Source organism: Pseudomonas sp. H1_F01, from assembly GCF_054681425.1.
The window spans coordinates 2,554,608-2,579,689 of the sequence record NZ_CP162823.1 but is presented as its reverse complement, the minus strand read 5'-3'; the positions used below and the strand labels follow the sequence as shown (position 1 = coordinate 2,579,689).

At 60.1% G+C, this 25,082-nt stretch carries 22 protein-coding genes; 19 read left to right on the top strand and 3 right to left on the bottom strand.

Features of this window, described 5'->3' with window-relative positions:
* Window positions 1-171 precede the first annotated feature (171 nt).
* Genes AB4O09_RS11935 through AB4O09_RS11925 form a run of 3 tightly spaced genes read left to right on the top strand, consistent with a single transcriptional unit; the run spans window position 172 to window position 3,818 of the window.
* Window positions 172-2,208: an oxidoreductase gene (locus AB4O09_RS11935; protein ID WP_460108258.1), complete on the top strand. Its 2,037-nt coding sequence runs from the start codon at window positions 172-174 to the stop codon at window positions 2,206-2,208.
* 59 nt (window positions 2,209-2,267) lie between these two features.
* Complete coding sequence (locus AB4O09_RS11930) at window positions 2,268-3,392, top strand: S-(hydroxymethyl)glutathione dehydrogenase/class III alcohol dehydrogenase (RefSeq protein ID WP_003203440.1); 1,125 nt, start codon at window positions 2,268-2,270, stop codon at window positions 3,390-3,392.
* 42 nt (window positions 3,393-3,434) lie between these two features.
* On the top strand, window positions 3,435-3,818 hold the full coding sequence (locus AB4O09_RS11925) for a VOC family protein (protein WP_003203443.1): 384 nt from the start codon (window positions 3,435-3,437) through the stop codon (window positions 3,816-3,818).
* Between the two features lie 255 nt (window positions 3,819-4,073).
* Here AB4O09_RS11925 and AB4O09_RS11920 read toward each other — a convergent pair whose 3' ends face one another.
* Window positions 4,074-4,859: a pyrroline-5-carboxylate reductase family protein gene (locus tag AB4O09_RS11920; protein WP_027911972.1), complete on the bottom strand. Its 786-nt coding sequence runs from the start codon at window positions 4,857-4,859 to the stop codon at window positions 4,074-4,076.
* Complete coding sequence (locus tag AB4O09_RS11915; RefSeq protein ID WP_003203446.1) at window positions 4,849-5,553, bottom strand: TetR/AcrR family transcriptional regulator; 705 nt, start codon at window positions 5,551-5,553, stop codon at window positions 4,849-4,851. The genes AB4O09_RS11920 and AB4O09_RS11915 overlap by 11 nt, the downstream gene beginning before the upstream one ends.
* A gap of 456 nt (window positions 5,554-6,009) precedes the next feature.
* Between AB4O09_RS11915 and choW the strand changes: the two genes are divergently transcribed.
* From choW to AB4O09_RS11885, 6 genes are all read left to right on the top strand, one after another.
* Window positions 6,010-6,858 carry a choline ABC transporter permease subunit gene (gene choW / locus AB4O09_RS11910; RefSeq protein WP_003203447.1) on the top strand — a complete coding sequence of 283 codons (849 nt, stop codon included), beginning with the start codon at window positions 6,010-6,012 and terminating at the stop codon, window positions 6,856-6,858.
* The gene (choV, locus tag AB4O09_RS11905) at window positions 6,855-8,078 is read left to right on the top strand and encodes a choline ABC transporter ATP-binding protein (protein ID WP_003203453.1); all 1,224 of its coding nucleotides are present in this window, start codon (window positions 6,855-6,857) and stop codon (window positions 8,076-8,078) included. Before choW ends, choV begins: the two co-directional genes overlap by 4 nt.
* Window positions 8,079-8,108: 30 nt before the next feature.
* Entirely contained in the window at window positions 8,109-9,047 is a 939-nt protein-coding gene (locus tag AB4O09_RS11900) for a LysR substrate-binding domain-containing protein (RefSeq protein ID WP_003203455.1), read from the top strand.
* 138 nt (window positions 9,048-9,185) lie between these two features.
* Window positions 9,186-10,442 carry an aromatic ring-hydroxylating oxygenase subunit alpha gene (locus AB4O09_RS11895; RefSeq protein ID WP_003203456.1) on the top strand — a complete coding sequence of 419 codons (1,257 nt, stop codon included), beginning with the start codon at window positions 9,186-9,188 and terminating at the stop codon, window positions 10,440-10,442.
* A 9-nt stretch (window positions 10,443-10,451) separates the two neighbouring features.
* Window positions 10,452-11,588, top strand: coding sequence for an FAD-binding oxidoreductase (locus AB4O09_RS11890; protein WP_003203458.1), 1,137 nt, complete (start codon window positions 10,452-10,454; stop codon window positions 11,586-11,588).
* Window positions 11,589-11,675: 87 nt separating this feature from the next.
* Window positions 11,676-12,590: a LysR substrate-binding domain-containing protein gene (locus tag AB4O09_RS11885; RefSeq protein WP_013693743.1), complete on the top strand. Its 915-nt coding sequence runs from the start codon at window positions 11,676-11,678 to the stop codon at window positions 12,588-12,590.
* Between the two features lie 13 nt (window positions 12,591-12,603).
* On the opposite strand, the gene AB4O09_RS11880 is transcribed toward AB4O09_RS11885, so the two are convergent.
* The gene (locus tag AB4O09_RS11880) at window positions 12,604-13,044 is read right to left on the bottom strand and encodes a hotdog fold domain-containing protein (RefSeq protein WP_003203463.1); all 441 of its coding nucleotides are present in this window, start codon (window positions 13,042-13,044) and stop codon (window positions 12,604-12,606) included.
* A 163-nt stretch (window positions 13,045-13,207) separates the two neighbouring features.
* On the opposite strand from AB4O09_RS11880, the gene AB4O09_RS11875 reads away from it, so the two are divergent.
* The 10 genes from AB4O09_RS11875 to AB4O09_RS11830 all read left to right on the top strand — a co-directional run bounded on the left by AB4O09_RS11875 (window position 13,208) and on the right by AB4O09_RS11830 (window position 24,846).
* On the top strand, window positions 13,208-13,828 hold the full coding sequence (locus AB4O09_RS11875) for a TetR/AcrR family transcriptional regulator (RefSeq protein WP_003203465.1): 621 nt from the start codon (window positions 13,208-13,210) through the stop codon (window positions 13,826-13,828).
* Window positions 13,829-13,972: 144 nt separating this feature from the next.
* Window positions 13,973-14,965, top strand: coding sequence for a SphA family protein (locus AB4O09_RS11870; protein ID WP_003203467.1), 993 nt, complete (start codon window positions 13,973-13,975; stop codon window positions 14,963-14,965).
* 55 nt (window positions 14,966-15,020) lie between these two features.
* Window positions 15,021-16,202, top strand: coding sequence for an MFS transporter (locus tag AB4O09_RS11865; RefSeq protein ID WP_426385521.1), 1,182 nt, complete (start codon window positions 15,021-15,023; stop codon window positions 16,200-16,202).
* 35 nt (window positions 16,203-16,237) lie between these two features.
* A complete protein-coding gene (locus tag AB4O09_RS11860; RefSeq protein ID WP_013693745.1) occupies window positions 16,238-17,686 on the top strand; it encodes a carotenoid oxygenase family protein in 1,449 nt (482 codons plus the stop codon).
* Between the two features lie 305 nt (window positions 17,687-17,991).
* On the top strand, window positions 17,992-18,843 hold the full coding sequence (locus AB4O09_RS11855) for a fumarylacetoacetate hydrolase family protein (protein ID WP_003203474.1): 852 nt from the start codon (window positions 17,992-17,994) through the stop codon (window positions 18,841-18,843).
* Window positions 18,844-18,845: 2 nt separating this feature from the next.
* Window positions 18,846-19,667: an IclR family transcriptional regulator gene (locus AB4O09_RS11850; protein WP_003203477.1), complete on the top strand. Its 822-nt coding sequence runs from the start codon at window positions 18,846-18,848 to the stop codon at window positions 19,665-19,667.
* 21 nt (window positions 19,668-19,688) lie between these two features.
* Window positions 19,689-21,335, top strand: coding sequence for a bifunctional 3-(3-hydroxy-phenyl)propionate/3-hydroxycinnamic acid hydroxylase (locus tag AB4O09_RS11845; protein ID WP_003203480.1), 1,647 nt, complete (start codon window positions 19,689-19,691; stop codon window positions 21,333-21,335).
* Window positions 21,336-21,357: 22 nt separating this feature from the next.
* A complete protein-coding gene (locus tag AB4O09_RS11840) occupies window positions 21,358-22,206 on the top strand; it encodes a VOC family protein (protein ID WP_460108254.1) in 849 nt (282 codons plus the stop codon).
* A 74-nt stretch (window positions 22,207-22,280) separates the two neighbouring features.
* Complete coding sequence (locus AB4O09_RS11835; protein ID WP_027911970.1) at window positions 22,281-23,759, top strand: aldehyde dehydrogenase family protein; 1,479 nt, start codon at window positions 22,281-22,283, stop codon at window positions 23,757-23,759.
* An 88-nt stretch (window positions 23,760-23,847) separates the two neighbouring features.
* Entirely contained in the window at window positions 23,848-24,846 is a 999-nt protein-coding gene (locus AB4O09_RS11830; protein ID WP_003203486.1) for a helix-turn-helix domain-containing protein, read from the top strand.
* The last annotated feature ends 236 nt before the right edge of the window (window positions 24,847-25,082 follow it).

Sequence of the window (25,082 nt, the reverse complement as noted above, 5' to 3'; positions counted from 1 at the left end):
GATGACCGACCGGATACGCCGGATCCCCCCTGTTTCGACTGGATGGTAATCCTGGTTTTTCCACCACGCAAGAAAAATGTACACCTGTGTCTCAATCGTTGACACACATGAACATTCGACATACCGTTATGTCAAACCAAGCCTGATGTTCTGTTCCCGGAGCGCAACACCATGTCCAGCGATCCTCTGCTGCAGCCCTATAAGATCAAACACCTGACCCTCAAAAACCGGATCATGACCACCTCCCATGAGCCCGCTTATCCTGTCGACGGCATGCCGAAGGATCTGTACCGCGCCTACCACGTTGAACGTGCCAAGGCTGGTGTGGCGCTGACCATGACGGCGGGCTCCGCCGCCGTTTCCCGGGACAGCCCGCCGGTGTTCAACAACGTGCTGGCGTACAAGGATGAAGTGGTCAAATGGATGAAGGACCTGACCGACGAATGCCACGAACACGGCGCGGCGGTGATGATCCAGCTGACCCACCTGGGACGGCGCACACGCTGGGACAAGGCCGACTGGCTCCCGGTCGTCTCGCCTTCCCATCGTCGCGAAGCGTCCCACCGGGCCTTCCCGAAAAAGATGGAAGAATGGGACATCGACCGGATCATCAAGGATTACGTGGACGCCGCCGAGCGCATGAAGGCCGCCGGTCTCGATGGGTTGGAATTGCAGGCCTACGGGCACCTCATGGATCAGTTCTGGTCGCCACTGACCAACGATCTCGACGGGCCCTACGGTGGTTCGCTGGAAAACCGGATGCGCTTCACTTTTGATGTGTTACGCGGCATTCGCCAGCGTTGTGGCGAGGATTTCCTGCTCGGGGTGCGCTACACCGGCGATGAAGACCTGCCCGGCGGCTTCGGTGCCAGCGATGGCCTGCAGATCTCCCACATGCTCAAGGACAGTGGGCTGGTGGACTTCCTCAACGTCGTTCGCGGACACATCGATACCGATGCCGGCCTCACCGACGTGATTCCGATCCAGGGCATGCGCAACTCGCCGCACCTGGATTTCGCCGGCGAGATTCGTTCGGCCACCGGCTTCCCGACGTTCCATGCTGCCAAGATCCCGGACGTCGCCACGGCGCGACACGCCATCGCCTCCGGCAAGGTGGACATGATCGGCATGACACGCGCGCACATGACCGACCCGCACATCGTGCGCAAGATCATCGAAAAGCGCGAAGAAGAAATCCGTCCCTGCGTCGGCGCCAACTATTGCCTGGACCGCATCTATCAGGGCGGGGCTGCGTATTGCATCCACAACGCCGCCACTGGCCGCGAAACCAGCATGCCCCACGAAATCCCCAAGGCGGCTGTCAAGCGCAAGGTGGTGGTGATCGGCACCGGCCCGGCGGGCCTGGAGGCGGCACGGGTGGCCGGCGAACGTGGCCACGACGTCACGGTGTTCGAAGTGGCGGATCAGCCCGGTGGGCAGATCCGCCTGACTGCCCAGAGCGAGCGTCGCCGCGAAATGATCAGCATCATCGACTGGCGCATGGCGCAATGCGAACGGCTGGGCGTGAAGTTCCATTTCAACACCTGGGCCGAAGCCGAGACCGTCATGGCCGAGGCGCCGGACGTGGTGATCGTCGCCACCGGCGGTTTGCCCCATACCGAGGTGCTCAAGCTCGGCAATGAACTGGTGGTGTCGACCTGGGACATCATTTCCGGCGACGTCAAGCCCGGCCAGAACGTGCTGATCTTCGACGACGCCGGCGACCATGCGGCGTTGCAGGCGGCCGAGGTCATCGCCAACAGCGGTGCAAAACTGGAGATCGTCACGCCGGACCGGTCGTTTGCGCCGGAGGTGATGGCGATGAACCTGGTGCCTTACATGCGCAGCCTGCAAGACCTGAACGTCACCTACACGGTCACCTATCGGGTCGACTCCGTGGAGAAGCGCGACGGTCAGTTGGTGGCCAACTTCGGCAGCGATTACGGCCAGGTGCACAAGCAGCGCGTGGTCGATCAGGTGGTGGTCAACCACGGCACCCTGCCCCTGGACGATTTGTACTTCGAACTGCGCTCGCATTCGAGTAATAACGGCGCGGTGGAACAACACGATCTGATCGCCGGCAAAACCCAGAATATCGTGACCAACCCGCAGGGCCGTTTCCAGTTGTTCCGGATCGGCGACGCGGTGTCGGCGCGCAATACCCACGCGGCCATCTACGATGCGCTGCGACTGGTCAAGGACATCTGAAGTCATGCCCCTGATCCTGGATCAGGGGCCATTTTTCCTATTCGACACGAGGCTCTTCCATGTCAGCACAGACCTTGAAATCAAGGGCTGCGGTCGCATTCGCGCCCAATGAACCGTTGCGGTTGGTCACCATCGATGTGGCGCCGCCCAAGGCCGGTGAAGTCCGGGTTCGCATCATCGCCACTGGCGTTTGCCATACCGACGCTTTCACCCTTTCGGGCAGCGATCCCGAAGGCATTTTCCCCACGGTGCTGGGGCATGAAGGTGGTGGTGTCGTCGAGTCCATCGGCGAAGGCGTGACGTCGCTGCAAGTCGGCGACCATGTGATCCCGCTCTACACCGCTGAATGTCGGCAGTGCAAATTCTGCCTATCCGGCAAGACCAACCTCTGCCAGGCCGTCAGGGCCACCCAGGGCAAAGGCTTGATGCCCGATGGCACCTCGCGTTTTTCCTATGAAGGCCAACCGCTGTTCCATTACATGGGCTGCTCGACTTTTTCCGAATACACGGTGCTGCCGGAAATTTCCCTGGCGAAGATTTCAAAAGACGCGCCGCTGGATCAGGTTTGCCTGCTCGGCTGCGGGGTGACCACGGGGATTGGCGCGGTACTCAACACGGCAAAAGTCGAAGCCGGTGCCAGCGTGGCGATCTTCGGGTTGGGCGGTATCGGCCTGGCCGCGATCATCGGTGCAAAGATGGCCAATGCCGGACGCATCCTGGCCATCGATATCAACCCAGCCAAGCGCGACGTTGCCCTGTCATTGGGCGCAACGGACTTCATCAACCCCAAGGACGATGACCGCCCCATCCAGGACGTCATCGTCGAACTCACCGACGGTGGCGTGGATTACTCCTTCGAATGCGTCGGCAATGTGCAACTGATGCGCGCGGCGCTGGAGTGCTGCCACAAGGGTTGGGGCGAGTCGATCATCATCGGTGTGGCCGGTGCCGGCCAGGAAATCAGCACCCGCCCGTTCCAGCTTGTCACCGGTCGCGTATGGCGCGGCAGCGCCTTCGGCGGCGTGAAGGGCCGCACCGAGCTTCCCAGTTATGTAGAGAAGGCCAGCCGCGGGGAAATCCCGCTGGAAACCTTCATCACCCACAACATGCCCCTGGACAAGATCAACGACGCCTTCGAGTTGATGCACAGCGGGCAAAGCATTCGCACCGTCATTCATTTCTGAGCGCCGGTCGATCGTCCAACTACCCATAGAAAGGAAACCAAGATGTCTGTTTTTACCCATGTCACCGTCGGCACCAACAACCTGGCAAAAGCACGTGCGTTTTATGATGCCACCTTGAAAGAGATCGGCCTCAAGCGTGTTGCCGATCTCAACGAGGCCGGTTCCATCTGGGGCGTCGATAAGCCTTCATTCTTTGTACTCAACCCGGCCAATGGCAGTCCGGCGACCATTGGTAACGGTGTTACGGTGAGCTTCGAGGCACCGAACCGTGCTGCGGTTCTGGCGTTCCATACGGCTGCATTGGCGAACGGTGGCGTATGTGAAGGCCTGCCAGGCCCGCGTGGCTGGGCGGACAATGCCTATGCGGCTTATGCTCGGGATCTGGATGGGAACAAGCTGGCGGTGTATTGCTTCAAGGCTGAATAGGATTTGAGGTTGGCTTGAGGAAAACGGCGCCTTTCGTTTTTTGGAGGAGTGCCGTTTTTTATCTGGGGGTGGGGTTGCTCGCGAAAGCGGTGTCACAGTCAATGAATATGTTGGATGTGCTGGCCTCTTCGCGAGCAAGCCCGCTCCCACAAAGGGTTTGTGTTGGGCATGTATGTTGTGTCCGCTGAAGATCGAATGTGGGAGCGAGCCTGCTCGCGATGCGGTGGTGGCCGTTACCCGACCCCGATCGTTTTATCAGGCTTGAAGCCCCGTGCGGGCCACCGCGGCACCTGCTTGCAGCGCCCTTCCAATCTGCTCTTCGAAATACCCCTGGGTCATCGCCTGCAAGGCGGCGGCCGTTACACCGCGGTAGGCCACCAAGGCGTCGATCATCTGCTGGGCATCACGGTTGGCCAGCAGCTGGCTGCTGTGGACCACGACGTTTTTCGCGGCAAGCTGCGCGATATCACCAGGTATACCGGCCAGCATCGCCTGATTGGCCAGCGCCGTCATCAACAAGGCCGGAAAGGCCGGGCCGGTGCCTGAGAGTGCAGAGAGGTAATCGATGAAGTCTTCTTCCTGGACTTCAGCAGCGGTGCCCACACACTCAAACAAGCGCTGCACCAGGATTTTCGTCGTCGCCTCTACCCCGCCCGAACAATACCAGGGCGTAAAGGACTGCTCGATTTCCACCGCCGCATTGGGCATCGCCCGTACGACTGCCGACGCCATGGTCTGTGTAGCAATTGCCTGTGCCGTGATGCCGGCCATCAAGGAGATCACGGTTTTGCCCGTCGCATTGATGTTCAAGCTGGCGAACTGCTCGGGGCGAACCGCGATGATCACGACGACGCTGCGATCCACCAGGTCCTGGTTGTTCGTGACCAGACTGGCACCTTGTTGGACCAACGGGTGGTTTCCCGAACGATTGGAGATGATCAGGTTTCCCGCCGGCACCAGTCCCTTTGCCAGGACGGCCTTGGCAATCGCGCCGCCCAACCAGCCGGTTCCGCCAATGATCCCCACGGTCTCATTGGTCATCGCCGTTGCCTTCGAAAGTGTCCGTCAACGGAACAAAGACCCCGGGCTCTTTTTCGGCATAGCCGAACTTCCCATAGAAACGATCCAGCTCACGCTGCTTGGGGACTTTGCCGGTGAAGATGCTCACGTAATGAGGGATGCGCTGGAAACGCACGGTGATCAGCTCACTCGTATTCATGGTGATATAGCCGATTTGAGTCAGATAAATCGTTCGGGCCCGGGTATCAGCTCCCTGGCTGTCATAACCAAAGCGCTTGAACATGTTCGCCAGGGCGTTCATTCGCTGCTCGTCTACCGCAGCGACCTCCTGGGCCACTTCAGCGGACTGCAGCGCCCAGCTGCGCACGGCAAACTCGAACTGCGAGTCGAACAATTGTGGGTTGAGCCAGCACTCGAACACATTCAGGATCGCCTCGGAGATGCTTTCGGCATAGCTTTCACATTGCCGGATCAAGCCCCCCGTATTGGTCTCTCGCCAACGCGACAGCAACGCCGCCAGCAGTTGCTCGCGATCCTCGAAGAACCAGTAGAAGCTGGTGCGTGACAAGCCCAGGCGCTTGGCCAGCGGCATGACTCGAACAGCATCGATGCCCGATTCCTTCAGGGCCTCGTAGGCCGCTTCCAGCCAGCCCTCCGGCGAGCCCCGCCAGCCTGCGTCCTGGGCCTTGCCGCGTGCCTTCCCTACCTGGGGCATCTTTGCTTACCTTCTTTAAAATAATGCGTAACGTGAATGTACTCGGATGACCGTCGAATGTACACCTGAGTACATTTGATTGACTTTTTCGCCCGAGAAGTGGTGAACAATTAATGATCAAAACTCATGAGACACTGACATAAAATGGTTTGTCAGCAAAAGGCACTTGGATAACTATCTTCCACAGGCAACGGACTCCAAACCAAAACAACAACGAGCCGCCATCATGAATCTTGCAGTGCACACCTCTGAAGGACACTCGACACCCGGCCAAAGAATGCCGGGGCGACTGGCTTTGATACACGCGTCTTCCGTTACTCATCCCCTGCCCAAACTTCGATAACTGCTCACGCGACGCCTCGCGCAGTCGTTTTGTGTTGCCTGGAACCTGGCACACGGAGCTGCGCCCGGGCGGTTGCTGGCGTGCTGTTTCTTTCCATCAGCCGGATTAGTGATATGTGGATTACACAAGAAAAGCTTCCACTGGGTGAACATATCGCCCGGTATGTCGAATGGTTGACACAACATGGTGCTGGAGTTTTCGACGCCATATCGCTGTCGCTGTCGGGCGTCATCTCCGCGTTTACCAGCGCACTCCTCTGGTTCAACCCCTTGGCGTTGATCGCTGTATTTGCGCTGCTTGCCTATTACATCCAACGCAAGGCCAGTCTCACCCTCTTTGTCACCCTCTCCTTCCTGCTGATATTCAATCTCGGTTACTGGCAGGAGACCATGGAGACCCTCGCCCAAGTGACCTTCGCCACACTTGTCTGCGTGGTCATCGGTGTACCGTTGGGCATCGTTGCAGCCCATCGACCATGGTTCTATGCAGCCTTGCGGCCGGTGCTCGACCTGATGCAGACCGTGCCCACCTTCGTGTACCTGATCCCGACCCTGACACTTTTCGGCCTGGGGGTAGTCCCAGGCCTGATTTCCACGGTGGTGTTCGCGATTGCCGCGCCTATCCGCCTGACCTACCTGGGCATCCGCGACGTACCGGACGAACTGATGGACGCTGGCAAAGCCTTCGGCTGCTCCCGTCGCCAGCTCCTGTCGCGCATTGAACTGCCCCATGCGATGCCGAGCATCGCGGCCGGCATCACCCAGTGCATCATGCTGTCGTTGTCGATGGTGGTGATCGCCGCACTGGTGGGCGCCGATGGCCTGGGCAAACCCGTGGTCAACGCACTTAATACCGCCGATATCTCGATGGGTTTTGAAGCCGGCCTGGCGATCGTGCTGCTGGCCATCATCCTCGACCGAATCTGCAAACAACGTGAAGCCGTGAAAAGAGGTGACGCATGAGCATCATCCGTTTTGAAGACGTTGACGTCATCTTCTCTGCCCGTCCGAAGCCCGCCCTGGATCTACTCGACAAAGGTTTTTCCCGCCCGGAGATTCTTCAGAAAACCGGTTTGATCGTTGGCGTGGAGAAAGCCAACCTGGAGATCAACAAAGGCGAGATCTGTGTGCTCATGGGCCTGTCCGGCTCCGGTAAATCCAGCCTGTTGCGCTGCATCAATGGTTTGAACACCGTCAGCCGCGGCAAGCTGTTCGTCGAACATGAAGGCCGGCAGATCGACATCGCCTCCTGTACCCCCGCCGAACTGAAGATGATGCGCACCCAGCGCATCGCCATGGTGTTCCAGAAGTTCGCCCTGATGCCCTGGTTGACCGTGCGCGAGAACATCAGCTTCGGCCTGGAAATGCAGGGCCGTCCTGAGAGAGAACTCCGCAAGCTGGTGGATGAGAAGCTGGAGCTGGTGGGCCTGACCCAATGGCGCAACAAGAAGCCCGACGAGTTGTCCGGTGGCATGCAGCAACGGGTCGGCCTGGCCCGCGCCCTGGCGATGGACGCCGACATCCTGCTGATGGACGAACCCTTCTCCGCCCTCGACCCGTTGATCCGCCAAGGCCTGCAAGATGAGTTGCTCGATCTGCAGCGCAAGCTGCACAAGACCATCGTATTCGTCAGCCATGACCTGGACGAAGCCCTGAAGCTGGGCACGCGCATCGCCATCATGAAAGACGGCAAAATCATCCAGTACAGCAAACCCGAGGAGATCGTGCTGAACCCGGCTGACGACTACGTGCGTAACTTCGTCGCCCACACCAACCCGTTGAATGTGCTGTGTGCGAAAAGTTTGATGACCCCGCTGGACCAGTGCATTTTCGTCCGCGACGAATATTGCCTGGATACAGCTCAAAACCTGTGGATGGTGGTGAACCCGCAGGGTCATTTGACCAGCCTTCGAAAAGGCGCTACGACAGCGCACGTCCAACCATGGAATCCGCCCCAGCCAATCGAGACCCTGGCTCGACAGCCCACTTGCGTACCGTCGACGACTACCATGCGCGACGCCCTGCAGATTCGCTATGAAACGGGCCATCCACTGATCGTGCAGAACGAGGCCGGTACTGTCCTGGGCATATTGGGCGACGGTGAACTGTATCGGGCACTGCTGGGACATAACCTGTCACAGCCCGCGCCTTCTGAACCCGCAAGAGAATCTTCGGTGGCTTGATTCACCAGGCAACGACGTCGGAACGCACCTATGCAACCCAGCGATATCGATAAAAAGGTCAAGGGCTATCGGCGGTTGATACCGTCGATGACGGCGTTGCTGGAATTCGAAGCCGTGGCGCGATTGGCCAGTTTCACCCTGGCCGCCCAAGAGCTGGGCGTGACCCAGGCGGCCGTCAGCAAACAAATCCGGTTGTTGGAAGATACCCTGGGGACCAAGCTGTTCCATCGGCTTCATCGGGCGATCAAGCTGACTCACGAAGGCTATATCCTGCATCTGGTCGTCGCTGAGTCCATTCATCGCATGGCCAGTGTCTTCGACAAAATTGCCGAGGGCATTGGTGAGCAGGAGATCACCATCGCCTGCACGGAGGCGTTCTCTCACTTGAGAATACTCCCCAGATTGATCGCTCTGCGCACCCTGCAACCGAAGTTGAAATTGCGCCTGATGACGCAGCAGGTCTCGCCAAGTTCTTATCGGGATGACGTCGACCTGGCCATCCGTTTCGGTAATGGAAAATGGGAGGATGGCAGCTCGGTCTTCCTGTTCGATGAAGAAGTGTTTCCCGTTTGCTCGCCGGCCTGGCTCGCCGCCAACCCGGCACCTTCATCCATTACCGATTTTCTGGACACGGCGCTGATTGACTCAGATTCCACCCTTGAAGGCTGGATGACCTGGAACCGTTGGTGCCGGGAACTGGGCGATATGCGCCCCAAGCTCAATTATTCATTTCGCTGCAGTTCCTACAACGATGCGATCCAGGCGGCCATTCAAGGCCACGGCATTGCACTGGGATGGAGTCGGCTGATCGCGCACCGTCTCAACAGTGGCGAACTGATCAGAATCACGCCCTACGTGGTCAAGCCAAAAGACGCTTATTACCTGGTGATTCCGAGCGGTCGAAAACTTGAGCCCATTACCCAGGCACTGGTCGATTGGTTGCGCGATGACAGTTATCTAACTCACTGATAATCAACAAGTTAAAGTCAACTTTCAGGCATAACGCAAAGTTATGCGAGCGTGAAAATAAAGCGCGTTGACGGTCTTATTCCACCTTTCCAAACTGTACTCGCCGCCTGATCAATTTGAATGTGAGCGAGACCTATAATGACAATCAATGCCGTGAAGACCCATCGTGAACTCCTGGCCGACCGCACGCCCGGCCATGGCATGCCAGGCGGTTTGTTTGGTCGCCAGGATATTTTTGAAACCGATGTCGAGGTCTTCTTCACCAAACATTGGATTCTGGTGGGCGTCACCAGCGATGTCCCCGAACCCGGTGATGTCTCGACCCTTGATATTGGCAAATCCTCCATCCTCCTGGTACGCGACGATGACGAGCACGTGCAAGCGTTTCGCAATGTCTGCCGTCACCGCGGGGCTCGCCTGAAACAGGCCGGCAAGTCGACGGTGGGCATGCTGGTCTGCCCCTACCACCAGTGGAGCTACGACCTGGATGGCAGCCTGAAACATGCGGCACACATGGGCAAGGACTTCGACCCTAAATGCAAAAGCCTGATCCCTGTGCACACCCGGGTCATCGGCACCCATGTCTTCGTCTGCCTCGGCGACGAACCACCAGAAGACATCCTGTACCTTGACCAGGTCATGACGCCGCGTTTCGCCCAATACGACATCGCCCACTCAAAGATCGCCTACGAATCGGAAATCATCGAGAACGGCAATTGGAAACTAGTGATCGAGAATAACCGCGAGTGTTATCACTGCGCCGCCACCCACCCGGAATTGACCGCTTCTTTCCTGCCCGAAGATTTCGGTTTCTGCACCGATGGGCTGGGCGAGGATTCACTTCAGGCACTGGCCGAATATCACCGCCGCAATGCCGACACCAAGGCCAACTGGGAGCGCGAAGGCTATATCTGCGATGCCGTCGAACACCTGGGTGAAGACGCCGTGACCCAATTCCGCTCGCAGCGACTGGCCATTGCCGGCAACGGCGAATCCCAGACCCTGGACACCCGCGTGGCGTGCACCCGGCTGTTTGGCGACCTCACCCGCCGCGACTTGGGCGACGTGCATCTTTGGACGCACAACTCCTGGACCCATGTCATGAGCGATCACGCCGTAGTCTCCTACATCATCCCGCTGGCACCCGATAAAACCCTGGTGCGCACCAAATGGCTGGTTCATGCCGATGCCGTCGAAGGCGTCGACTACCAGGTGGATAAGCTGACCGAAGTCTGGGCGGCGACCAACCTGCAAGACGCCAGCCTCGTCGGCATCACCCACAGCGGCACCCAGGATCCCGCCTACACGCCCGGGCCGTTCTCGGCCTTTACCGAAACCTATGTCGACCAGTTCTCGCGCTGGTACGCGGCGCGTCTGGCCGCCCACGGCGTGTGAGGAATGAACATGACGACTTACGAAAACCTGACGTGTCCTGGAAACACCAGCGCGGTCCAGCGCTTTACCGATCCGACCACCTGGGGCACGTTCGGCTCGCAATGGCACAGCGGGGAACAGAAAACCCTGCAATGCTGCGCTGTGCGCCAGGAAACCCATGACGTAAAAACCTTCATTTTTCGTTGTGCGGACTTCAGCGCACTGAGTTTCGAACCCGGTCAATTCATCACGATCTCACCGGTCATTGGCGGGCAGACCCTCTTCCGCTGCTACACCCTGTCGTCCTCCCCGACCCGGCCCTTTGCGTTTTCCATTACCGTCAAACGTGTGCCGGGGGGCGCGGTATCGAACTGGCTGCATGACCACCTCAAGCCCGGCGACAGCCTGAAGGCGTCCGGTCCGGCGGGCAGCTTTACACCGGTCGGCCATCCTGCGACCAAGTTGTTGTACCTGTCGGCCGGCTCGGGTGTAACGCCCCTGATGTCGATGACCCGGGCCGCCTGCGACATGGCCGGCAACCTCGACATTGTCTTCGTACACAGCGCGCGTACTCCTGCCGATATCATCTTCCACGCAGAATTGACGCGCATGCAGGCCGCCATGCCGGGACTGCGGGTCATCAGTGTGTGCGAAGGACTTGGCGACACCGCTCAATGGCAGCAACCGATAGGCCGGCTCGATTTGCCGTTGCTGAGCCAGCAAGTGCCGGACTACAAGGAACGGGAAATCTTTACCTGTGGTCCCCAGGGCTACATGGAAGCGGTCAAGTCGCTGCTCAGGGAAGCGGCGTTCGATTTCGCCCACTATCATCAGGAAAGCTTCGACATCAGCGCACTGAACGAGGAACCGTTGCTCGAGCAAGCCCCTTCCCTCGATCAGCAGGAGGTGTTCACGGTAACCTTGTCGCGCTCGGGGAAGACGTTCAGCATGCCGGGCAATCAGACCGTGCTGAGCGCCGCAAAAAAGGCCGGGGCAATCGTGCCCTCCTCCTGCAGCCAGGGCGTTTGCGGCACCTGCAAGACCGCCCTGCTACAGGGTACGGTCGAGATGAATCACAACGGCGGTATCCGGCAACGGGAAATCGACAAAGGCCTGCGTTTGCTGTGCTGCAGCAAGCCCACTTCTGACCTGGTCCTTGATCTTTAGCCTTGCATCGCGAATAAGGTAGTCACTGCACACTGGCTTCTGCACAATCTCCGTGCGCTTACCCTAATAAGACAGTGGCCCAGCCTGATGAAACTGCAACCCTTGCCGCCCCTCAACAGCCTGGTGGCATTCGAGGCCGCCGCCCGCCACTTGAGCTTCACCGTGGCGGCACGCGAACTGAACGTCACCCAAGGCGCAATCAGCCGCCAGGTGCGCTTGCTCGAAGACTACCTGGGCACGGCGCTGTTCACCCGCACGACCCGCGAAATCAACCTCACCGCCACCGGCAGCCAGTATTACGAAAGCGTGCGCGATACGCTGCAACAGATCGCCCAGGCCACGGCGGGAATACGCCATTGGCAAGGCGCGCAGCAGGTCACTGTCGTCACCAGTACGGCGATGGCCTCATTGTGGCTGCTGCCGCTCGTGTCGGAGTTCCAGCGCCAGAATGAAGAGATTGACCTGCGCATCATCGCGACGGATCAAGTCAGTGATTTTTCCCGGCTGGACTGTGACCTGGCGCTGTATTACTGCAGCACACCGCCGAAAAACATGAAAGTCACGCCGTTATTCAACGAAGAGATTTTCCCGGTATGCAGCCCTGCCTATCTGGCGCAGCATCCAGGGATCGAGACGCTGAAGCAGTTGGGCGGATGCACCTGGTTATGGCTGGAAGACCAGCACCGCGACTGGATTGGCTGGAAGGATTGGTTCCAACGCCTTGGTTACCAGGCGCCAGAACCTCGACGGCGCATCAATATCAACAGCTACTCCATGTTGATCCAGTCGGCGCTGGCTGGCCAGGGGATTGCCTTGGCCTGGTCGGGCCTGCTCAGCAATCACTTGCAAACCGGCAACCTGGTGCGGCCGACGCAAGCCATCCTGCGCACCGATGCGCAGTTCTGCCTGCTGGAACCTCAAGGCCGGGCCCCAAACAGACAAAGCGTCAACCTCTTCCGCCAGTGGCTGATGGCGCATCTGGCGGAGACAGTCGACGTTTGATGGGCCTGGCGACCTAGCCGATTTTCACATTCATGGTGATGCGCGCCGTGAAGACCTTCACCCCAGCCTCGTCGAAGATCTCGACCGGGACAATCTTGTCGCCCGAAGTCTGCCAGTCGATTTCGCTACCGTCGGCAATCGCATGGATGGAGGTCTTGGCCTTGGCCAAGTACTCGACGGTCATGCCTTTGGGAATCCAGCGCGCGCCGCTGGGGATGGACACCTCGGTCATCATCCCACCCGCCAGTTCTGCCGCGTTGCACAACGCGATCGCGTGAACGGACGCCAGGTGATTGGTGATTTCCTTGCGAAACGGCACCTTCACTTCACCGCGACCGGGGGTCAACACAGAAATTTCCGGGTTGATGGTGCCGAAATACGGTGCCATCTGGCAGGCCATATTGCTGAAAGCGGACGGGCCAACGCTTTGGTACATGCTGAGAGTCTGGCTCATGGGGGATCTCTGGTCAGGTGGATTGAAGTCACGGACAGAACATCATTCCTTTACAGAATATTGCTCTGTTACAGAACAATATTCTGTAAATGTCCGCCCTGTCAATCGCTCGTGCCTGGCCGTCGTTTCAATTACCATGGCCCCTTTTTGCCTGGGCCGAAAAATGGAACCTGTCGATCTCCTCGAGCGTTGCTACCCAGGGCGCCGTGCCGAGTCCAAGCGGCACATTCTCCGATGTGCCCTGGCGCTGTTTAACCAACAGGGCATAGAAGCAACCACCATCGACATCATCCGGGCCGAAAGCCAGATGAGCGTGGGAGCGATCTATCACCATTTCGATAACAAGGAAGGCTTGGTCGCGGCGTTGTACATGACCGCCCTGGATGACCAGGCACGGCTCAGGGACAGCTACCTCGGCGCTGTCACGTCAACCAGGGAATGGGTCCACGCCTTGGTGTTCAGCTACGTGGATTGGGTGGTCAGCCAACCCGATTGGGCGCGGTTCCAGTACCAGGCTCGCTTTGCGGTCGCACGCAGCAGCTTCAACGAGCGGCTCGCCGAGGCGAATGTCGCCAGGAACGCCGCGCTCAAGCAATGGTTCAGCGACCCTGCCCACCAGCAGGATTTGCAGGACCTGCCTTTTGAACTGATCCCGTCACTGATCATCGGTTCAGCGGAGAGCTATTGCCGCGCCTGGCTCTCGGCCCGAGTCAAACGCAGCCCTGAACTCTACCGGCAGCAACTGGCCGAGGCCGCCTGGCGCGCCGTTGGCGCTGGCGGCTGAGCAGTTCGCTCGCGTTTCTCCGGGTTCATGGCGCTCCCAGTCAACTCTGGCCGTTGCGCTCAAGCATCACCCAACACCGGGACTTAAAGTCGAAGTGCCAGGGGACATTCCCCCGCTCACAATTCCAAGAATAGAGCCACTTCAATGAGCCTGACCAAATCCCTGCCAGCGTGCCTGGCACTCAGCTTCGCGTCATTTGCCGCCCATGCAGCCGACGGCCCTCCTCCACCTTCCGTAAGCCAACCCAGCGGTATCAACCTGGGCGGCACCAGCTTCTACGACGGGTTTGCGGGGCCACCCGGGCTGACTCACCAGACCTACCTGAAGTTCAGCACCGCCAGCAGCATCAGGACCAACGGCGGCAAGAAAAACGGCGCCTTCGATGACCCGAAGATCAACGTCATCACGATGATCAATCAGCTGAGCTACTACTCCCCCGACACCTTCGCGGGAGGGGCGCACCTGGGGTGGAGCCTGCTGGTCCCCGTCGTCTCCCTGGACGGCGACTTCGGTGACAACGGTGCCAAGCTCAAGGACAACGCTACCGGCCTGGGCGATGTCACGGTCGGGCCACAGGTCCAGTTCGATCCGATCGTCGACGCCAGCGGCCGGCCGGTTTTCGTGCAGCGCATGGCCTTCGACACCATCCTGCCAACGGGCAAGTACGACAAAGACAAAGACCTGAACCCTGGCTCCAACCACTTCTCCCTGAACCCCTACTGGGCAGCGACCTGGATGCCGGCACCCCGTTGGGAAGTGAGCTGGAGACTGAACTATCTGTACAACTTCAAGAACGACGATCCGGCGAGCAGTTCGCAGCAGTTCTTTGAAGGGCAAGCGGTGCGCGACACCCAGTCAGGACAGTCGGCATGGGCCAACTTCACCGCCTCGTACGAAGTGTTTCCGAAGGTCTCGGTGGGCATCAACGGCTACTACTTCCGGCAGATCTCGGATGACAAGGTCAACGGCAACACCCTGACCGACTCCCGGGAAAAGGTGCTGGGCTTTGGCCCGGGTCTGTTCTGGAAAATCACCGAAGACAAAGCCTTCTGGCTCAACACCTATAAAGAAACCGGCGTCGAGAACCGCTCCCGAGCGGATTACCAGGTGCAGGTTCGCTACGTCCACAAGTTCTGATTGACGTGTAGGCCGGCTCACGCATGAGCGGGCTCTTTACCTGAGGTGATGCTTCATGAACGCACTCGACTCCATCGACAGCAAAAAATCACTGGGCGCCATCTGCCTGATGATGGTCATTTCCCTGGGGACTCTACAGATCCAGCCGATCCTGGGCGGTGCCTTGATCGACCAACTCGGCCTGCCGCTCAATGCAATCGGCGCTCTTTTCGCCGCTGAACTCATGGCGATGGCCATCGCTTGCGGGGTCTGCGCCCTGTTCATGGCGAACGTCGACCGCCGTCGCTTCGCCCTGGTGGCCTTGTTGATCCTGGCATTGGGTAACCTGGCCAGCACACAACTGCACAGCCAGGCCGGACTGGTCATTTCCAGGATGATCTGCGGCGCCAGCGGCGGCGCGGTCATGGCGGTTGTCTATGCCACCGCAGCGCTGCGCACGTCCAAGGACGCGACTTTCGCGATCATCAACATCGGCAACCTGCTGTGGGGCATGCTGCTGGTGACCTCCATGCCGCTGGTCCTTCAAGCATTTGGCGTGAATGGCGCGTTTTCCCTGTTGGCGATCACCAGCGTGCTCGCGGCGCTGGGTTGCTGGAGAGTGCCCAAGCGCTACCCGGACGCCCATCGCGCGGCCAATGGCTCGATCCAGCCATTTGGTCTCACTGCCGTGCTGTTGATCCTGCTGTTTGCCCTGCTGTTCTTCGGCCACTCCGCCCTGTGGGTGTACCAGGAACGCATCGGCAAGAGCATCGGCCTGGAGCCCCAGCAGATTGGCGGAATCCTCGGCGGCAGCATCCTTGCCGGTGCCCTAGGCGCCGGGCTGGCCGGGCTGATCGGACGGCGCCTGGGCCTGCTGTTTCCACAACTGTTGAGCTTCGGCACGGCATTGCTGGCGACTTTGATCATGGTCTATGGCACCAGCCCCGTTGCCTTTATCACCACGGCCTGCCTGATCCATATGGTCTGGTTTTTCAGCCTGCCCTACCTGCTTTCCATGGCGGCGGAACTGGACCCTTCCGGCCGACTGGCAGGCCTGGGTAACGCTGCGATTTTCATCGGCCAGGGACTCGGCCCGTTTGGCGCCGCACTGGTCGTGGGCGAGGGACACTTGCGCGCGGTCGGATGGCTGGCCGCCTCAGCCTATCTGCTAGCCTTGGTGATCTCGTGCCTGGTCGTTGCACGCTTTCGCCGCGGCGTGAAACCTTCCGGGCCGGCGATGTCCCCGCAATCGGCCTGAACATGAACGAACCCGCACATTGACGAGATTGCCCGATGAGTATTCCATTCCCTCAAACCCCTGAATTTTCCGGCGCTCTCTATACGCCCAGCCGCGTGGAAGCAGAGGTGTTCGATCTTGAGATCGAAGGCATCCTGCCCGCTTCGATCTGTGGGACTTTTTATCAGGTGGCGCCAGACCCGCAGTACCCTCCCATGCTGGGTAACGACATTTTCTTCAACGGCGACGGCATGGTTAGCCGCTTCAACTTTGCCAATGGCAAAGTCTCGATGCGACGCCGCTACGTGAAGACCGATCGCCTGCTGGCCCAGCGCCGTGAAGGGCGTTCGCTCAACGGCGTCTATCGAAACGTCTACACCAATGACCCCCTCGCGGCGAAAAACAACACCACCGCCAACACCACCGTCATCCCCCACAACGGCGTCCTGTTGGCGCTCAAGGAAGATGCTCTGCCTTGGGCGATGGATCTCGAAACCCTGGAGACCCTCGGCGAATGGAGCTTTGATGGGCAGATCAAAGCTGCGACGTTCACCGCCCACCCCAAACTCGATCCGGTGACAGGCAACCTGCTGGCCTGCAGTTATGAGGCCAAAGGCGACGGCACGCCCGACCTGGCCTATTTCGAAATCTCGCCGGACGGAAAGCTGCTGCACGAGATCTGGTTCCAGGCGCCTTATGCGGCCATGGTGCACGATTTCGCGGTGACCGAACGCTACGTCGTGTTCCCGTTGATTCCGTTGACGGTTGACGTCGATCGCATGAAAAACGGCGGGCCGCATTTCCAGTGGCAACCCGACCTGCCCCAGCTGTTCGCCATCGTGCCGCGCAACGGGCGTGGGCAAGATGTGCGTTGGTTCAAGGGGCCCAAGGACGGTTTCCAGGGGCATACGCTCAATGCGTTCGATGAGGACGACAAGGTGTATGTGGACATGCCGGTCACCGGCGGGAATATCTTCTACTTCTTCCCCCAGGCCGACGGCTACGTACCACCGCCTGAAACCCTGGCCGCCAGCCTGATGCGCTGGACCTTCGACCTGAATGGCGCGCAGGAGGACGTTCAACCGCAGCCACTGACGGAATATCCCTGCGAGTTCCCACGGTGTGATGATCGCTACATCGGTCGAAAGTACCAGCATGGTTTCCTGCTCGCCTTCGATCCTGAGCGCCCCTACAACCCGGCGAATGGGCCAATCCCCTTCCAGTTTTTCAACCTGCTGGCGCACCTGGACCTGCAGACAGGCCGCACCGACGCCTGGTTTCCCGGCGACAGCGGATGCTTCCAGGAACCCATCTTCATACCGCGCTCGGCGGATGCAGAGGAAGCCGATGGCTACGTCGTAGCCCTGCTCAACCTCATCGCAGAGGGACGCAGTGAGCTGGTTGTGCTGGACACCCGTGACATGGCCAGCGGGCCCATTGCCCGCATCAGGATTCCCTTCCGGATGCGCATGTCGCTGCATGGCTGCTGGGCACCAATCGATTGATTGGCATCGGGTCCTGATGCCCGTCAATTAAGCACAATCCCTGTGGGAGCGAGCTTGCTCGCGATGGCGGCGGTTCAGTTACATGAGTATTGAACTGGCTGGCCTCATCGCGAGCAAGCTCGCTCCCACAGGTTTAGAGCCCTTTTCGCACCTCCCCTTGCCCCCCAGGTCCGCCAAAGGGATAGTCGCGCCAAAAAATACATAAATTCCATATTTTAGGATTTTTGTACAAATCCTACTTTACAGGATTTTATAGCAAGACTAGATTAACCCTCATTGCACCCTTCCTCTCTCCAGGAGCCTCCATGAAACTCGCAAGTTTTATTGTCCAAGGCCGTAGCAGCTACGGTGTGGTCGAAGGTGATCAAATCATCGACCTGGAATCGCTCAAGCCAACCCTTGGCAGCGATCTCAAACAGGCCATCGGTCATAACCGCCTGAACGAACTGAGCACTGCGCGCCTGGCAAGCCTGCCGCGTATCCCCTTGGCTGACGTGACCTTCCTGCCGGTGATCCCGAACCCGGGCAAAGTGCTGTGCATCGGCATCAACTACGCCACTCACGTGCGCGAAACCGGTCGGGAAATGCCGACCTATCCGATGATCTTTACCCGCTTCGCCGACAGCCAGACCGCCCACCTGCAACCCATCGTTCGCCCGACCGCGTCCCACAAGCTTGATTTCGAGGGCGAGCTGGCGGTGGTGATCGGTAAAGCGGCCCGCCACGTCAAACCTGCCGACGCGCTGGACTACGTCGCCGGTTATGCCTGCTACAACGACGGCAGTGTCCGCGACTGGCAGAAGCACACCATTCAGTTCGTCCCAGGCAAGAACTTCCCGAACACCGGTGGTTTCGGCCCCTGGCTGGTGACCGGCGACGAGATCGGCGACCCGCAGGACCTGGAATTGACCACCCGGCTGAACGGCGAAGTGATGCAGCACACCCGCACCAGCGACATGATTTTCGATGTGCGCCAGCTGATCGAGTACTGCTCCACCTTCACCGAACTGGCCCCCGGTGACGTGATTGTCACCGGCACCACTGGCGGCGTCGGAGCGTTCCGCGAGCCGCCGGTGTGGATGAAACCGGGCGACGAAGTCGAGATCGAGATCGCTCGAATCGGCACCCTGCGCAACAGCATCGTGGACGAGCAATAAGCATGGAAAACCTACACACCCCTGACGCCCTGCCCGAGCAGGATGGCGACAGCAAAGGCTCGAGCCTGGAGCGCATGCTGCGGGTACTCGACCTGTTCACCGAACAGAGCCCGATCTGGGCGGTGGACGACATGGGCGGCGCCTTGGGTTTTACCCGTTCGACGATCTACCGCTACGTGCGCGAATTGGCCGAGGCCAACCTGTTGTTCCAGGTCGAAGCCGGGCGTTATGCCCTGGGCGCGCGGATCATTACCTGGGATCGCCAGCTGCGCCTGAGCGACCCCCTCGTACGCGCCGCACAATCGCTTGAGCCCAGCTTCCCGCAGTGGAGCGAACATCAGGTGTGGCTGATCTGCCGGCTGTTCAAGGACCAGGTCGTGTGCATTCACCAGCACGGAGACCTGTTCAGTGAGGTCAGCTACTCCCGTGGCTCGCCCAGGCCTTTGTTCCTGGGGGCGACGTCCAAGGCGATCCTCGCCAACATGACCTCGCGCCAACACAGCCAACTGTTTCTCGACCACCCCGATGAAGTGCGCGCCAGTCAACTTGGCCAGACCTGGGAGGCATTTCGTCGCTCGCTGCAGCAACTGCGTCGCCAAGGCTATGTGGCCAGCGCAGGTGAAGTCGACGCGGGCGTCTATGGCCTGGCCGCGCCGATCTTCGATGGCGATGGCAAGGTCGTCGGCAGCATCAGTTGCGTGCGCCCGGTGCGAGAACGCGACAGTGCCCAGGAGGAGACACAAGGGCAGCAGATCCTTGCCCTGGCGCAGGAACTGTCGCAACGCATGGGTGCGCTCGCCAACCGCGCCAAGCCACTGGGCTGAGCCATCCGGAAGGGAATAACAATGACAACCCTCAAACGCATCAATACCCAGGTCCTGGTCATCGGTGCCGGTCCTACCGGGCTGACCCTGGCCAACCTGCTCGGCCAAGCCGATGTGGACACGCTGATCATCGATCGCAAGCCGGGCACCGTGACCGAGCCGCGCGCGGTTTCAATCGATGACGAATCCTTGCGCACCATGCAGGCCATCGGGCTCGATGCCGCCGTGCTGCGTGATGTCGTGCCCGGCTACGGCGTGCATTACTTCACCCGGCCCGGCGGTCGCTGCTTCGGCAAGGTCGAGCCGACCGGCAAGCTGTATGGCTTCCCCAAGCGCAACGCCTTTCGCCAACCGCTGTTTGAAAACACCCTCAGGACAGGTCTCGAACGCTTTGCCAGCCTGACGGCTCGGTTCAGCCACGAGCTGGTGGAATTCACCCAGGACCCACACGGCGTGTGCGCGCTGGTGCGTGACGCTGATGGGCAACTGATGGAAGTCCACGCGGCTTACCTGGTGGCCTGCGACGGCGGCCGTAGCCCGGTGCGCAAGCAACTCGGGATCGAGATGGTCGGCTCGAGCTTCTCCTCGCGCTGGCTGGTGGTCGATACCGACCAGGACGACGACCCCTTCTGGCAGACCCGCGTGTATTGCGACGCCAGACGCCCGGTGGTGGAAGTACCCGGCCCTCACCGTACGCGCCGATTCGAGTTCCTGCTCAAGCCCGATGAAACGGACGAACAGGTGCTCGACGAAACCTGCCTGCAAGCATTGCTGCGCCCGTTCAAGGGAGACGCGCCGGTTTCCATCGTGCGCAAGACGGTCTACACCTTCCACGCCCGGGTCGCCGAGCGGTGGCAGGTGCAGCGGGTGTTTCTCGCCGGCGACGCCGCGCACCTGACCCCGCCCTATGCCGGGCAAGGCATGAACAGCGGCGTGCGCGATGCCCACAACCTGGGCTGGAAGCTGGTCGGCGTGCTGAAGGGAAAAATGGCGGAAAGCGCACTGCTGTCCTACGAAAGCGAGCGTCGTGATCATGCATGGGCCTTGATCAAGTTGGCCTTGAACCTCGGCGTGGTCATGGCACCGGCCACCGTCCTGCGCGCTCGCCTGATCAGTGGTGCATTCGCCTTGATCGGCCTGTTGCCGCCGTTGCGCGATTATTTCCTGCAAATGCGCTTCAAGCCCAAACCCCGCTTCACCCGGGGCCTGGTGCTGACCGAGGGGCAAGCAGGCACGTTGTCCTGCGGACAGATGTTCCCGCAACCGATACTCACCGACGCCCACGGCCAGGAACGCCTGCTCGATGACGCCATCGGCGCCGGCTTCGCCTTGATTCAATACGGCGACCCGACCCGCCAGCGTATCGATGAACTCAAGCATGGCCTCTGGAGCCACCTTGAAGCCAGACGCATCCTGATCCTGCCCGCGTCTGTCCAGGCGATGCCGTCGATCCCCGGCTGCACGGTGCTCCAGGACCGTGAAGACCAGCTCAAAACCCTGCTGGGCGATTCGCACCCGTTCCTGCTGCTGCGTCCGGATCGCTATATCGCCGCGATTTTCGACAAGGCTACCGAAACCCGGGCCGCCGAATCGTTGCAGTCGCTGTTCGGCATCGCCGTGGCCCACAGCAGCGCAATCGAGCCGAGCATCGCGCCCGTCTTTCATTAAACCTTCAAGCACAGAGGTGGTTATGCAAACACTCCAGACTTCCACACCTGCACGCCTGTGCTACCTGCACCTGGCGAGCAAGGACGCGCAACGGCAAATCGATTTCTATCGACGGATGCTGGACATGGACAGCCAGGCGCAAGCCGATGGCAGCTGGATGCTCAGCGGCCCGCAACGCGCCATGCTCGTGTCTCCCGCCGACCACAGCGGCCTGCTCGCGGCGGCGTTCGACCTGGGCAGTCTGCCTCGACTGCAATCACTGCGGGTTCGCCTGCTCGGCAACGGCTGCGTCATCGAAGAGGTCGACTCGCCGCTGCTCGAAACGGGGGCTTTCCTGATCCGTGATCCCCAGGGCCGGCAAACGATATTTGGCGTCGCTCACCCCGCTCTCCAGGCCTCCGGCCAAGGCATGCCCGGCCGCTTGCAACATGTGGTGTTCCAGACCACAGAGCTGGAAGCCATGATCGATTTCTACGTCAACACGGTGGGCTTCACTGTTTCGGACAATGTCGTGGATGAGCAGACCGGCCAACTGATGACGTGCTTCCTGCGCTCGGACGACGAGCACCACACCTTGGCATTTTTCCGCGGTTCGAAAAACGAGTGGGACCACCACTGTTACGAAACCAACGAATGGAATGACATCCGCGACTGGGGCGATCGTTTCGCCAAGGAGCGCATCACCATTTTCTTCGGGCCCGGCCGACATGGGCCGGGCAACAACCTGTTCTTCATGGTGGTCGATGCCGATCGCAACCGCCTGGAGTTCTCGGCTGAGCTCGAAGTCACCGATGCCAGCCGCCAGCCCGGTGTCTGGGCACAGGAGGAATACACACTCAATTCCTGGGGCCGCGCCTGGATCAGGAGCTGAGCAATTTTCCCCATCGGCGTTTGCACCCTTGATTTCTAAACGAGGCGACCACCTGCCTCCAAAGGTAAAAGACCATGACGACTCAACCGCTCGTGCCCTACGCCATCAACGGCGACCAATACATCAACGGCACCTGGCGTGCAGGGCGCTCCGCACGCCGCCTGGACGACCGCAACCCTTTCAACGACGAACAGCTGCTGGAGATGCCCCTGGCCTCGATTGCCGATCTCGACGACGCCTATCAGGCAGCGCAGCAGGCGCAGGCAGCGTGGGCACAGCTGCACCCCACCCAGCGCGGCGCACAACTTGAAAAGCTCGCCCAGGTCATCCAGAACCGCCGCGAAGAAATCATCGACTGGCTGATCCACGAGTCCGGCAGCACCCGGATCAAGGCGAGCATGGAATGGCAATTCACGCTGAACCTGGTGCGCGAATGCACGACGATGCCGATGCAGGTAGAAGGTCGGATCCTGACCAGCTACAAGCCCGGCGAACAGAGTTTTGTCTTCCGTGAGCCCTTGGGTGTGGTGGGCGTGATCAGCCCATGGAATTTCCCGCTGTACCTGAGCATGCGCTCGGTGGTGCCGGCACTCGCCCTGGGCAACACGATTGTGCTCAAGCCCGCCAGCGACACAGCGGTGACCGGCGGCCTGCTGATCGCCCACCTGTTCGAAGAAGCCGGCTTCCCCGAGGGTTCGCTCAACGTCGTGGTCGGCGCAGGCTCGGAAATCGGCGATGCCTTCGTCGAGCACCCGGTGCCGAGCCTGATTTCCTTCACCGGTTCGACGGATGTGGGGCGCAATGTCGGCCGTATTGCCACCGGAGGCAAACACATCAAGCGCGTGGCCCTGGAACTGGGCGGCAACGCGCCGCTGGTGGTGCTGGATGACGCCGATATCGAAATTGCGGCACACGCCGCGGTGGTCGGGCGTTTCCTGCACCAGGGCCAGATCTGCATGAGCGTCAACCGGGTGATCGTCGACCGCTCGCTGTATGCCGATTTCGCAGCGCTGGTGGTGGAGCGCGTGCGCAACCTCAAGATTGGTGATCCGACCAAGGCCGACACGGTGATCGGGCCAGTGGTCAATCAGAGCCAGCTCGATGGCCTGCTGCGTAAGCTCGACGGCGCCCGGAGTGCTGGCCTCAAGCAGCTTTGCGGCGGCCCGGCATCCGGGCTGGTGCTACCTGCCCATGTGTTCGGTGAAGTGGGAGCCGATCAGGAACTAGCCCGCGATGAGACGTTCGGCCCCCTGCTGCCGCTGCTGGTCGCAGAAAACGAAACCCATGCATTGGCGTTGGCGAACGCCAGCGAGTATGGCCTGTCCAGCGCCGTGTTCACCCGGGACATGGCCCGTGGCTTGAACTTCGCCCGTGGCATTGTGGCGGGCATGACCCATATCAACGACATCACCGTCGATGACCAGCCCAATGCCCCGTTCGGTGGTGAAAAGAATTCCGGCCTCGGTCGCTTCAACGGTCACTATGCCCTGGATGAGTTTACCCGTGCCCATTGGGTGACCTGGCAGCCCGGAGGCCATCACTACCCGTTCTGAGTCTTTGGCACCCTTGATCAGGCCCGGATCGGGCAAATCGACCCCTTTGCCCGATCCGTCAGAAAACAATAATAAATAGAGGCGAAAAATGAACCATTTAGCCTGCGTGTCCACCGATCAGGTTGTTCGCTCCGACCGCCTGATGAAATGGAAAGAGTTCATGAGCGATCACCTGGGGCGTACGCCGGACTATATAAAACGGCTGGAATCGACGTTCATCGACCCGTTGCATGAGAGCAACTTCCAGGGTCGGCTGGAGTACGGGGACCTGGGCCAGTTGCGTTTCTGTCGAATGACCGCCAGCGCCCATCGATATTCGCGCCACCTGAGCAAGGCGGTCGACGCCCTCGATACGCCGCGCATGTTGATCATGCAGGTGGCTGGTGTCAGTCATTTCGAGCAGGGCCAGCAAAGCAGCGTACTGGCCCCTGACGAAATGCTCCTGGTCGACTGCGGCAAACCTTTCAATGTGACCAGCACGCAAGGTTGCGAACACTTCATCCTGCTGTTCCAGGGTGCATCCGGGCAACTGGCGCAAACCGGCGACATGCACCTTAACGGTCGCAATGGACTGGGGCGGATGCTCATGCACCTGATCAGCGATGCCTACAATCAATATCCCTTGCTGAACAACCATTCGGCCGGGCTGATCGGTGACAGCATCACCGGGCTGCTGGATAACGCGCTGAAGAACAAACAGGAAGAAAAGCAACTCGAACACGACTTCCGCTTCTTCAAGCAGAACCGCCTCAAGGCGTACATCGAGCGCCACCTGGCCGACCGCGACCTGACCATCGAACGCATCGCCAACGCCGAACAGTGCTCGGTCCGCAGCCTGCACCGCGCCTTCCAGGATGAACTGGGGTGCAGTGTCAGCGAATACATCTGGCAGCGGCGCCTGTCACGTTGCGCCGAAGACCTGCGCAACCGGGAACATGCCCACCGCTCGCTCACCGAGATCGCCTACGCCTGGGGCTATGGCAGCAGTTCCCACTTCAGCCGGCATTTCAAATCGACGTTCGGCATGTCACCCAGACTGTTCCGCGACACCGCGAGTGACAGCCGGGAAAAATCGACAGCGGCTTGAGCCTGTTTCCAATTCCTATGGTTCACCATTGCCCTGTGGGAGCTGGATTCGGTGCTCACCACAAATCTTCTGTGGGAGCTGAGCTTGCTCCCACGGGGTGCTCCGGGGAGGCATGGGGCCGATGCTCACCACAGACCCCCTGTGGGAGCAAAGCTTGCTCGCGATGGCGGTGGGTCAGTCTGCCGTGATGTTGGATGTGCTGACGCTATCGCGAGCAAGCTTTGCTCCCACAGGGG

Bases quoted from the DNA above. Each gene is read 5' to 3' on its own strand.
- AB4O09_RS11935 (WP_460108258.1), top strand. From the start codon at position 172: ATGTCCAGCGATCCTCTGCTGCAGCCCTATAAGATCAAACACCTGACC.
- AB4O09_RS11860 (WP_013693745.1), top strand. From the start codon at position 16,238: ATGAGTATTCCATTCCCTCAAACCCCTGAATTTTCCGGCGCTCTCTAT.
- AB4O09_RS11930 (WP_003203440.1), top strand. From the start codon at position 2,268: ATGTCAGCACAGACCTTGAAATCAAGGGCTGCGGTCGCATTCGCGCCC.
- AB4O09_RS11885 (WP_013693743.1), top strand. From the start codon at position 11,676: ATGAAACTGCAACCCTTGCCGCCCCTCAACAGCCTGGTGGCATTCGAG.
- AB4O09_RS11920 (WP_027911972.1), bottom strand. From the start codon at position 4,859: ATGACCAATGAGACCGTGGGGATCATTGGCGGAACCGGCTGGTTGGGC.
- AB4O09_RS11870 (WP_003203467.1), top strand. From the start codon at position 13,973: ATGAGCCTGACCAAATCCCTGCCAGCGTGCCTGGCACTCAGCTTCGCG.
- AB4O09_RS11840 (WP_460108254.1), top strand. From the start codon at position 21,358: ATGCAAACACTCCAGACTTCCACACCTGCACGCCTGTGCTACCTGCAC.
- choV (WP_003203453.1), top strand. From the start codon at position 6,855: ATGAGCATCATCCGTTTTGAAGACGTTGACGTCATCTTCTCTGCCCGT.
- AB4O09_RS11830 (WP_003203486.1), top strand. From the start codon at position 23,848: ATGAACCATTTAGCCTGCGTGTCCACCGATCAGGTTGTTCGCTCCGAC.
- AB4O09_RS11890 (WP_003203458.1), top strand. From the start codon at position 10,452: ATGACGACTTACGAAAACCTGACGTGTCCTGGAAACACCAGCGCGGTC.
- AB4O09_RS11875 (WP_003203465.1), top strand. From the start codon at position 13,208: ATGGAACCTGTCGATCTCCTCGAGCGTTGCTACCCAGGGCGCCGTGCC.
- choW (WP_003203447.1), top strand. From the start codon at position 6,010: ATGTGGATTACACAAGAAAAGCTTCCACTGGGTGAACATATCGCCCGG.
- AB4O09_RS11925 (WP_003203443.1), top strand. From the start codon at position 3,435: ATGTCTGTTTTTACCCATGTCACCGTCGGCACCAACAACCTGGCAAAA.
- AB4O09_RS11835 (WP_027911970.1), top strand. From the start codon at position 22,281: ATGACGACTCAACCGCTCGTGCCCTACGCCATCAACGGCGACCAATAC.
- AB4O09_RS11845 (WP_003203480.1), top strand. From the start codon at position 19,689: ATGACAACCCTCAAACGCATCAATACCCAGGTCCTGGTCATCGGTGCC.
- AB4O09_RS11895 (WP_003203456.1), top strand. From the start codon at position 9,186: ATGACAATCAATGCCGTGAAGACCCATCGTGAACTCCTGGCCGACCGC.
- AB4O09_RS11865 (WP_426385521.1), top strand. From the start codon at position 15,021: ATGAACGCACTCGACTCCATCGACAGCAAAAAATCACTGGGCGCCATC.
- AB4O09_RS11850 (WP_003203477.1), top strand. From the start codon at position 18,846: ATGGAAAACCTACACACCCCTGACGCCCTGCCCGAGCAGGATGGCGAC.
- AB4O09_RS11855 (WP_003203474.1), top strand. From the start codon at position 17,992: ATGAAACTCGCAAGTTTTATTGTCCAAGGCCGTAGCAGCTACGGTGTG.
- AB4O09_RS11880 (WP_003203463.1), bottom strand. From the start codon at position 13,044: ATGAGCCAGACTCTCAGCATGTACCAAAGCGTTGGCCCGTCCGCTTTC.
- AB4O09_RS11900 (WP_003203455.1), top strand. From the start codon at position 8,109: ATGCAACCCAGCGATATCGATAAAAAGGTCAAGGGCTATCGGCGGTTG.
- AB4O09_RS11915 (WP_003203446.1), bottom strand. From the start codon at position 5,553: ATGCCCCAGGTAGGGAAGGCACGCGGCAAGGCCCAGGACGCAGGCTGG.